10 protein-coding genes are annotated in these 10,420 nt (G+C 44.9%); 2 read left to right on the forward strand and 8 right to left on the reverse strand.

All coding sequences use genetic code 11. The features are described 5' to 3' along the window. Positions 1 to 10: 10 nt before the first annotated feature. From L696_RS0123015 to L696_RS0123025, 3 genes are all read right to left on the reverse strand, one after another. Complete coding sequence (locus L696_RS0123015; protein ID WP_025685747.1) at positions 11 to 400, reverse strand: DUF3397 family protein; 390 nt, start codon at positions 398 to 400, stop codon at positions 11 to 13. A 4-nt stretch (positions 401 to 404) separates the two neighbouring features. Continuing rightward, positions 405 to 1,367 carry a ketopantoate reductase family protein gene (locus L696_RS0123020; RefSeq protein ID WP_049827504.1) on the reverse strand — a complete coding sequence of 321 codons (963 nt, stop codon included), beginning with the start codon at positions 1,365 to 1,367 and terminating at the stop codon, positions 405 to 407. Positions 1,368 to 1,493: 126 nt separating this feature from the next. After that, positions 1,494 to 2,144 (reverse strand): RsfA family transcriptional regulator, encoded by a 651-nt coding sequence (locus L696_RS0123025; protein ID WP_025685748.1) that lies wholly within the window; start codon positions 2,142 to 2,144, stop codon positions 1,494 to 1,496. A 297-nt stretch (positions 2,145 to 2,441) separates the two neighbouring features. Between L696_RS0123025 and L696_RS0123030 the strand changes: the two genes are divergently transcribed. Next, entirely contained in the window at positions 2,442 to 3,530 is a 1,089-nt protein-coding gene (locus L696_RS0123030) for a coiled-coil domain-containing protein (protein WP_025685749.1), read from the forward strand. Between the two features lie 142 nt (positions 3,531 to 3,672). Here the strand turns inward: L696_RS0123030 and L696_RS0123035 are convergent, their stop codons facing one another. The 5 genes from L696_RS0123035 to L696_RS0123060 all read right to left on the reverse strand — a co-directional run bounded on the left by L696_RS0123035 (position 3,673) and on the right by L696_RS0123060 (position 9,976). Then, a complete protein-coding gene (locus L696_RS0123035; RefSeq protein ID WP_025685750.1) occupies positions 3,673 to 5,004 on the reverse strand; it encodes a PhoH family protein in 1,332 nt (443 codons plus the stop codon). Between the two features lie 380 nt (positions 5,005 to 5,384). Further along, on the reverse strand, positions 5,385 to 6,449 hold the full coding sequence (locus L696_RS0123045) for an LCP family protein (protein WP_025685751.1): 1,065 nt from the start codon (positions 6,447 to 6,449) through the stop codon (positions 5,385 to 5,387). A gap of 123 nt (positions 6,450 to 6,572) precedes the next feature. Next, complete coding sequence (gene typA / locus L696_RS0123050) at positions 6,573 to 8,414, reverse strand: translational GTPase TypA (protein WP_025685752.1); 1,842 nt, start codon at positions 8,412 to 8,414, stop codon at positions 6,573 to 6,575. A gap of 294 nt (positions 8,415 to 8,708) precedes the next feature. After that, the gene (locus L696_RS0123055) at positions 8,709 to 9,200 is read right to left on the reverse strand and encodes a hypothetical protein (protein WP_025685753.1); all 492 of its coding nucleotides are present in this window, start codon (positions 9,198 to 9,200) and stop codon (positions 8,709 to 8,711) included. 116 nt (positions 9,201 to 9,316) lie between these two features. Continuing rightward, positions 9,317 to 9,976: a TerC family protein gene (locus L696_RS0123060; protein WP_025685754.1), complete on the reverse strand. Its 660-nt coding sequence runs from the start codon at positions 9,974 to 9,976 to the stop codon at positions 9,317 to 9,319. Between the two features lie 250 nt (positions 9,977 to 10,226). Here L696_RS0123060 and L696_RS0123065 point away from each other — a divergent pair. Then, positions 10,227 to 10,420, forward strand: a 194-nt coding sequence (locus L696_RS0123065; protein ID WP_025685755.1) for a TerC family protein, incomplete at its 3' end; no start/stop codon positions are given.

Consider the following 10,420-nt stretch of genomic DNA (forward strand, 5'->3'; position numbering starts at 1 on the left):
TCATGTTTTATCACATGTTATTGAATATATTTTTAAAAATGCCAACAATAGTTAATAGAATATACGCTAATGTCATTGCTATAAAAGTTAATCTCCACACTGCTCTACATAATCTTTTCCCATCGACCTTACCCTTTATTCGATTTTGGGCTCCTCCAATTAAACCCAGCGCCAAAAGTAGCAGCAGTAATATCAAATAAAAACCGAATCTTGATGCAAAAATGACATTAAAGAGCGCCGCGACGGATAGTATCAGAAAAGCCGTGGTAATGTCCATAGATATAAGCAACGACTTCTTTTTTTCCAGTTTAAGCAGGTAGCGGCAAACCGCAAACACGATCAGAAACGGAAAAAAGGGAAGAATACTAAATGTGATGATGGTACCTTGTATGAGACTCAACTGATCACCCCTCTTTTAGCCGCATGCCCTCAATTAATTGCCATAATACCGCATGGGTTGATGCAGTAACCCCCGCTTGCTCTGCCATCTGCACCAGCTGTCCGTTAATGGAAGCAACCTCTGTCATGGAATGTGCAAGCACATCGGTCAGCATAGACGACTGATTCTCTGCCGTTGCCCGGCAAACCTTCATAATCTGATCCCACCATGCGCTGTCCCACCGAATACCATTGGCTTCGTACACTTGAATGCCCTCTTCGTATAGCTTGCGCATCATTTGTATACGACCCGGATCAGAAAGCAGCTCTCCATTGGGGATTCGCCATATTGCTGTCAGTGGATTAATCACGGCGTTAATCAACAACTTGCGGTATATACCGTTCTCGATTTCTTTCGACAAGCAAACGTCAAATCCTGCTGCAAGCAGCCGATTTAGCACACATTGTTTGAAACTCCCCGCCTGTACTTCCTCCAGTTCATCCGGACAGCCAATCTCCGTAGACCCCATCCCGGCATGTACGACGGATGCTACTCCCATTCTCTTGGCTCCTTCGGTCGTTACCGCAGGGTATACCGTAGCTTTAGGACAGGCTTGTCTAATTCGTTCTATATGTCCGATTCCGTTCTGTAAGCAAATAATTCCAATATCGCTTTCTGTATTAGCCGCAGATTTAATCTGCTCCAGCACTTCCCCAATCGCCCCCTGCTTGGTCATTATCAAAATCCACCGTGCCGGAACCTGTGAATTCAAGCGTTGCCAATCTGCCAACGGCGCTGCCTTTAATTCGTCTCCTCCAGTCACATGAACAGCACCCTGCCCCTCTTTTTCAAGTACAGTAATCCCTTCACAAGCAATGATCCGTGCCTGCTCAAGCGTTCGTGTCCATAACCTTACTTTTGTACCTGAGGCCGCCAGCCTTCCAGCGAACAACAATCCGAGCGAACCTGCTCCAATAATATCAATCACCTATGTATCGTCTCGCTTCCATCTTTTTTTCTACTATATCATATGCACTCTAGAGAAATACAAAAAACGCCAACTACAGCAAAGCGCGAGTTGACGTTCTATTTAACATATGCTGCTGTAATTTTGCTACTCAATGCGCTCCAGATTCCCATTGGCGTCCATTTTGAATCTGGATTTAAGCTCTTCCTCATCCTCGTTGATTAAAGCCAAGCGCCGAGCCCGGTCCATAATCTGAATCAGGGCTTTGTAATCATCATTTACAACACGATAGTCGGTTTGCACCTCGTTAACCTCTTTGGACAGCCGGTCATTAATGGAGCGAAGTTGATTTAATTCCTCTTCCTTTTCACGTAAATCTTTTTCCAGCATCTTAATCTGTCGATTGGTTTCCTGTACAGTTCCCTTCCATTGACGCAAAAAGCGGATCACAGCGTCGATGGACAACGTATCCTCACTCGTTCCATCCGCTCTGTATACCCCTTCAGCCATATCACGCGTGGCAAAAGCCGCCACCTGAGATACACCAACCGGACTCTGCTTGCGAATATAACTGCGTTTTTGACGCTGCGCTTTAGCAATGCTGATGGCTTCATCATAACGCTTGCGCACGCAACTGTTCCAGCGGAAGCCGCATGCTGCGGAGGTTCTTCCTATTTTTTGCCCAACCTCTTCAAATGCAGCGAGCTGTGTCCCACCTTCCCGGATATGACGCAACGTCACCTCCGCCAATATCAAATCATCTTCAACACTCCATGCATCTTGTCTTATTGCAGTCATGCCTCTAGCCCTCCTAACAACATCCTAAAATAACCGTCTTCATGAACCGGTCTTACCGGTATTTGAATAGGGTATAAAAGCTGTTTATTCATTTCTATGCCTCTCGTAGAGTTCATAGAATCTATTTGATACTAAATTGTATTTCCATTTCTATAAGAACTCATACGTGGACAAATATAGTTTTGGGTTTCAAGCACCCTCTGGGTGCTGTACAATAAATGAATGGTTAAAGAATAAGAAAGGAACATATATATTACTGTTAGACTTTTTTAGGGAATACATAAAAGGGGAAAACCAATGAACAGACCCACTCTAAAAATGATAAGTTGTACTCTGCTAACGATCATTTTGATACTAGCCACCATGCCTGTGCGTCCTGTTCTGGCCGCTCCTTCAGAAGAGCCAAACCGGATTTTGCAGGATAGTCTGTCAATCGTCGAGATTGACCATGAAATTGAGCGGATCAGTCAGGAACAACAGATACTTTTACAACGTCAGCAGGAACTGCGGAGCAATCTCGCCACCCAGCAGGAGCAGATGACCAGGCAAAGGAAACGTGCGAGTTCCGTGCTGCGCTCCTATTATATGGGCGAAAGGGACAAGCTGCTCAGTGTAGTGCTGGGAGCCAAAAGCCTTAAACAGCTTCTCTCCCTGTACGATTACTACTTGTTGCTGATTAGCCACGATCAGGATGTGCTTCAGGAATACGAGTCCAATTATCGGAATATGCGAAAAACGGAAGAACAGGTCACAAAGGCCTCATCGGATTTGGAAACGGTCAAAACAAACTTGTTGGAACAACGTAAGCGCATTGTTTTGCTTCAGGTGCGTGTAAATGCCGGTGTTAGCACCAGCAAGGACCCGGATACGCTACGCAAGCTGATCAGCGAAATGACAGCTTATTGGGAGAATGTAGGCGTCTACGAGGTGAACAAGCATTTTAAAGCGCTGGCTCAAGCGATGCAGGATTTGCCTCAATTTATTCAACAACAGCAAGGAGCCATGATTACAAACGGTAAAGACATTACGATAAGCATACGTGAGGAAGATTTTAACCGTTTTCTGAAATCGGAAAATGAATTATTTAATCACTTCAACTTTTCCTTCGGGCAGGATCGTATTGTTGTAGAAGGTCAACAGGGGACCATGAAATTGAGGGTAGAGGGACACTATACGGTTGAGAAAGAACCGCAAAATGCGATTTTGTTCCATGTGGATCGGCTCGTCTTTAACGGGCTGGAGTTGCCAGATACGACCCGTAACAAGTTGGAAAAGGATTTTGATCTGGGCTTCTATCCGCAGCAGCTCATTTCTTATGTCAAGGCCACAGAGGTACGCACCATAGCGGGGGCACTTGAGGTTAAGCTAGAACTGAGCCTGAATTAAGCATTTTTCACCTTGTATAGCTATCATAAATAATACATGGACAAAAATAAGAGACCCCGGGGATGTTCCCGAGGTCTTCTTATTTGCGACAAAATGCTGTGCAGTATATAAATATCCTGATAATGAATAGTGATATGAGCTTCTACAGCAGATCAGCTGCCAACTGCGCCAGCTTGGAGCGCTCTCCTTTTTCCAGCATAATATGTCCGCTAATCCCTTCCTGCTTGAAGCGTTCTACCACATACGTCAGCCCGTTACTGGCGGCATCCAGGTAAGGGTGGTCAATTTGCTCCGGGTCTCCCATCAAAATAATTTTACTCCCCTCACCTACACGAGATACGATTGTTTTGATCTCATGTCGGGACAAATTCTGTGCCTCATCAACAATAATAAATTGTCCCGGTATTGAGCGCCCGCGAATATAAGTGAGCGCCTCCACCTGAATGCTGCCCAAGCCCATCAAAATTTTATCGATATCGCCTGATTTTTTGGCATCAAACAAATATTCCAGATTGTCGTAGATCGGTTGCATCCACGGGCGAAGCTTTTCTTCCTTTTCTCCCGGTAAATAACCGATATCCTTGCCCATAGGCACGACAGGACGGGCGATCAGCAGCTTCTTGAAGCGATGTTCATCCTCTACCTTGAGCAGACCCGCAGCGAGCGCCAGCAACGTTTTGCCTGTACCTGCTTTTCCGGTAATCGTCACCAACGGGATATCATCATTAAGCAAAAGCTCCAGCGCCATCCGCTGCTGGGCATTACGCGCACTGATCCCCCACACCGGTTCATTGCTTAAATACAGAGGCTCCAATCGGTCTGCCTCCTGGTTCACTTTCAGCAAAGCCGATTTTCCAGTTCCCATTTCATCCTTTAGAATAACGAATTCATGAGGATATAGCGTATAAGACAGTTCCAGTGGTTTGATAGGTAAAAAACGATTGGAATAAAACTCATCTATGATGGACGGATGCACCTGAATTGCCGAGTACCCGGGATATAGCTCACTCAGATCACCGGTTCTGTCGGATAAATAGTCTTCGGTCAGCAGTCCTAACACATCTGCCTTGATTCTCACCAGCACATCTTTACTGACCAGCACGACCGAACGCGGTTCAGGCAGCTCCTTCTCCTCCAAATGATAATTCAAGGCGACCGCCAAAATTCGGTTATCGTTCGAAACCTCCCCGAACATCTCCTGAACTTTCAAAAAGCTCCGGTGATTTAATTCAACCTTGAGCCTCCCACCTTGCGGAAGCGGAACACCACTGTGCAGATGCCCTACTTCCCTCAATCCATCCAGTAATCGCGATACATTGCGGGCATTCCGTCCAATCTCATCCGCGTTGCGTTTTTTGGAGTCGATTTCTTCCAGAACAACAGCTGGAATAACCACTTCATGTTCTTTGAAGGTAAAGATGGCTTTCGGATCATGCAGTAGCACATTCGTATCCAGCACAAAAATTTTCTTCATTTAGATCCCCTCCAAAGCGGCGTGGACAATCTCGTGTTTCATACCTATACCTATTCACCGGGTACCCAATACTTGCTGATTCCCTGAAAAAAGACCCCAGAGACAGCGTTAAACAACGAAAAGTTGGTAGGTAATTAGAGCCGTTAGAGCCTGTACACCTTAGGATCAGACACAAAAGGCCCAGTGATTACTCACTGGACCTTACTTATTCTATTCATTTCATTACCAAAAAAACAAACGATATTAGACAGCAAACGGGTATGAATGTCAAAACCATATACTTGGCGTGCTACCCATTCAGACATACCTCAACCCCCTTATGCCATATAAGAGCTTTTACTCGCTGCGAGTATAACATAAGAGGGAAGTAAGATACAAACTCAAGAATTGGAAGAAGAGACAGTATTATTGTCGCTCGCCTTTTTGGATAATTCCTCTTGCAGTGCTTGTTTGGCCAGATCAAGCTGCTGCTCATCAATATAGACATAAGGACTGCGCCACGTTCCCGCTACCGGTTTGTAATTCACATTTTGCTTGGAAATATTCCAATAGGTCTGTACGAGATTTTTCATTTGCTGAGACTCAATATCTGTCATCATATTCTTATCAACGGATTTAATAATTGCACTAAATTTGCTTAGAGCACTGAAGGACTGCATTTGGTCAATCAAGGAATGAAGCACCTGATTTTGTCGACGGTTGCGATCAAAATCATCAGATTCATCTGTTCTCGGACGACAGTTTGATTTACGGTAACGAACAAAATCAAGGGCCTGATCACCGTCCAAATGTTGTGCTCCTGCCTTCAAGTTAATGTTAGTACCATCTGCACTGTCACGGTAACACATATTTTTGTCGACCGTCACATCTACGCCACCCAAATTATCCACAACATCTCTGAAGCCCTGGAAGTTAATAACTGTCACATAATCGATGTCAATGTTCAAATATTTGCCGATCATCTTCTTCATTTGCTCTTCAGCGACTTCACCAGACTCTTTCTCTCTGGCCTTGAACACCGGATAGTACTCATTCAGCTTACGAGGTTTATAACCATCCAGTTCTAGCCGCGTATCCCTCGGCAACGACACGATTGTAGATGACTTGGTATTCGGATTCAGTGTAGCTACCATAATAACGTCCGACAAATATGTTGGATGATCAGGGCGGTAATCCGTTCCAAGCAACAAAATGGTCAAAGGCTTGGCCTCGGCCAATTGTGTTTTTGGCACCTCTTTATTGATCCCCGTATCCAAAACATCCTCTACCTGATTGTATAGATAGTAGGCGTAACCGCCGGCCGCCAAGATACCTATAATGAGCAGAAACAGAACAAACTTCATAAACGATCTGAAAAAGCTTTTTTTCTTTTTCGTTTTTTTCGGTTTGGCGGATTTTTTCCCGCTTTGTGTCCGGGGAGGCAATCCGTTAGAAAGATTACTCATGCTTCAACACCTTTTCCTGCTTTTTGAGAAATAAAGCTTTCTCCAAGTTTACAATCCTAAAACAGATACAGCGGCGCATCCCGTTGCCGGGCGTCGCCGCTGTGGCCAAAACCAATCCATCAATTACGAATTTGCTTGTGCTGTTTTACGTTGTTTTTCTGCACGCTCGCGCTCACTTTTGTTCAAAATCTTTTTGCGCAAACGAATGGCATTAGGTGTAATTTCACAATACTCATCATCATTCAAATATTCGAGCGCTTGTTCCAAAGAGAAGATACGAGGCGTTTTAAGTTTAACAGTATCGTCTTTTGTTGCAGAGCGAACGTTCGTCAATTGCTTCTCTTTACAAATGTTAACAACGATGTCGTTATCACGTGTATGCTCTCCGACGACCATACCTTCATAAATCTCAGTACCCGGCTCCAGGAACAGAATACCGCGATCCTCTACACCCATCATTCCATAGAATGTAGTGCTTCCATTTTCCGTTGAAATGAGTACGCCTTGATGACGTCCACCAACTTGACCGCCAACAAATGGACCATAGCTGTCAAACGCATGGTTCATTACGCCATAACCACGAGTCAAAGTCAGGAAGTTCGTAGTGTAACCAATCAGACCACGTGCAGGAATCAGGAATTCCAAACGAACCTGTCCGGTGCCGTTGTTAATCATGTTGACCATTTCAGCTTTACGGGAGCCCAGACTTTCCATAACTGCGCCCATGCTTTCTTCAGGAATATCAATGAGAAGACGTTCGATAGGCTCCATTTTCTTGCCATCAATTTCCTTCACGATTACTTCCGGTTTGGACACTTGCAGCTCATAACCTTCACGACGCATGTTTTCAATCAGGATACCCAGATGCAACTCACCACGTCCGGATACGATAAACGCGTCCGGGCTGTCGGTTTCATCAACACGCAAGCTGACATCCGTTTCAAGTTCTTTCAGAAGACGCTCGCGCAGTTTACGGGATGTGATCCATTTACCTTCGCGACCTGCAAATGGGCTGTTATTAACCAGGAAGGTCATTTGCAGCGTTGGCTCATCAATCTTCAGTACAGGTAAAGCTTCAGGATGATTTGGATCAGCAATCGTTTCGCCAATGTTAATATCCTTGATCCCTGCAATAGCCACAATGTCACCAGCGCCCGCTTGATCGGTTTCGATCCGTTTCAGACCTTGGAAGCCGAACAGCTTCTCAATACGCGCTGATTTGCTGCTGCCGTCACGCTGCATAACCGTAACCGCTTGTCCCTGCTTGATAATACCACGGTTTACACGACCCACTGCAATGCGGCCAAGATATTCGTTATAGTCCATTAGTGTTACGAGGAATTGAAGAGGCTCATCTACTTTCTCCGTTGGAGCGGGGATGTGATCCACAACGGTTTCGTACAATGCCTGCATGTTATCGTCTTGCTTTTCGGCATCCAGACTGGATGTTCCGTTCAGCGCTGAAGCATAAACAACAGGGAATTCCAACTGCTCATCATTCGCACCCAACTCGATGAACAGATCAAGTACTTCATCAATAACTTCGGCCGGACGAGCGGCCGGACGGTCAATTTTGTTAACAACAACGATTGGCGTCAGGTTTTGCTCCAACGCTTTACGCAGTACGAATTTAGTCTGCGGCATACAACCTTCGTAAGCATCAACGACGAGCAAAACACCGTCAACCATTTTCATAATCCGTTCCACTTCGCCTCCAAAGTCGGCGTGTCCCGGTGTATCCACAATGTTGATCAGGTAATCTTTGTACGTAATAGCTGTATTTTTAGCCAAAATCGTAATACCGCGTTCACGCTCCAGATCGTTGGAGTCCATGGCGCGCTCCTGAACAGCCTCGTGGTCTCTAAATGTTCCGGACTGTTGAAGAAGCTTGTCGACAAGCGTCGTTTTGCCGTGGTCGACGTGGGCAATAATAGCAATATTGCGAATGTTCTCTCTTGCATGCATGGTTTGTATCCATATCCTTTCCGTATATCAAAATAGTGTCTCTATCCTGAAAGTAATGCTTATCCAAGGCTAACAATCGTTCTTCAGGCCCGCTCCCTGCCAGCCCTCTGTATATTTCAGGCTTTGTGCAGGTAGCTTCTCTTTCCGATTCGCGTGAAAACCTTAAAATAAGCGTCAGAAAACATTCCGACGCTCTTATCATATCCATTATATTATAGTTGAAATATGTCATAAAGCAAGACATTATTGGCTGTTCCGTAATTTACCGCCATAAATTTTGCACGGCTTGTCGTTTCACCATTTACGTTTGGTACGATTGTTAACCATCAGCCATATCCCTGCACCGATCAATACAACTGCAACCACATAAATAATTCCGGTCCTCAACATGCTAATAATCAGCAGAAGTACCGAAACTAGTCCCAAAATCATGCTCCCTGTATATACAGTGCGAGGCAGCGTTATATCATTAATGACGTATTCCCATAATCCAACCGCCACACCCAGCAGTAACAAAGGCCACAGATAGGCCATCAGATGCCAGCCCCATGTATTACAGAGAAAAAATAAAAAACCGTACACCGACAAAATCCCGGCCGGCAGCAGCATAATGGGAGAAACCTTACGCATCATGTACATCGCATGCAATATAATACCAGGTATTAAAATCAGCAAGGGCCAGAAGTATTGTCCCAAAAAGGAGAAGACCCCCAGTTTTCCTAACAAAATAATCAGTCCTACGGCAATGATGCCCAATCCGATCATACGCTCTTTTCCGGAATTCATCGTGGTCTCCTTTATTTGCTGGATTTTATAGTGTTTTTACAAAAAACGAGTAGATTCCCCGGCATTTGCAAAAGCCTTATGTATAGTTTAGCCGATGTTTTCCAAAAAAACTACGTTCAAATGCGGCGGGCTCGCAACTGCTGATATAATCCTGCTATTACAACTACGGTGGCCAGTAATCCCGGTAACCATGAATGTAAAACTTCCCGAGACCCGGCTAACCATGCTCCCAGTTTGGGATCACGCAGTAGCATTTCACCTGCCGTGAAGGCCAGTATTGCAGATCCGAGTAGAACAAGTACAGGGAAACGGTGAAGCCAGACTGCAATAACGTTGCTTCCCCATACCACAATTGGAATGCTAATCGCAATACCGATGACAATGATCGCAATGTCCCCATTTGCAAGTGCTGCAATAGCCAATACGTTATCCAGACTCATCACAAAATCCGCTACCAGAATCACTTGTATAGCCTTCCATATAGTCGTTTCAGCTCTTACCCCCACATTATCGTTATTCTCATAAAGCAGCTTAAACGCAATCCATAACAAGAGCAGACCACCTACTGCCTGAATGAAGGGTATGCCTAGCAAAATAACAGCTGCAAAAGTCAACACACAGCGCAGGGCAACTGCGCCGAGCGCCCCCCACCATATCGCTTGGCTCCGCTGTCTTGCAGGCAAGTTTTTGCTCGCCATGGCTATAACAACCGCATTATCACCGCTTAACACCAAATTGATCATTAATATTTTCAACAGCAAAATGATATGCTCCATGTGTACAAACACCCCCATGCTACTTGTATGCGAAATAGGACGAGGGTATGCTTGTACACCGAGGAATCTAATAATTTTATTAGACATATCCATAATTTATTAAAAATCAACACCTGATTTGTTGAGCATAATCCTTGAAATGATTAGCAAACAGCAATATAATGAATCGTATTTCCGGAAAACGGGTATTAATCATAAACAGAGCATACTGAACTTAGGTTGTTTAATCAGGGAGATGAGAACGATTGACATGTCCGGATTTCAGTTTTTTTGGCTACTGCTTAATGTGATATTTATTGACCTTCTGCTTGCAGGAGATAACGCTATTGTCATTGGACTTGCCGCCCGAAAGCTACCGCCCGACACGCAAAAAAAAGCGATACTGTACGGTACCGGAGGTGCTCTTCTCATTCGTATAGCCGCCACGATTGTCGTGCTTTGGCT

The sequence above is a fragment of the Paenibacillus maysiensis genome (genome assembly GCF_000520815.1).
Lineage (GTDB): Bacteria > Bacillota > Bacilli > Paenibacillales > Paenibacillaceae > Paenibacillus > Paenibacillus maysiensis.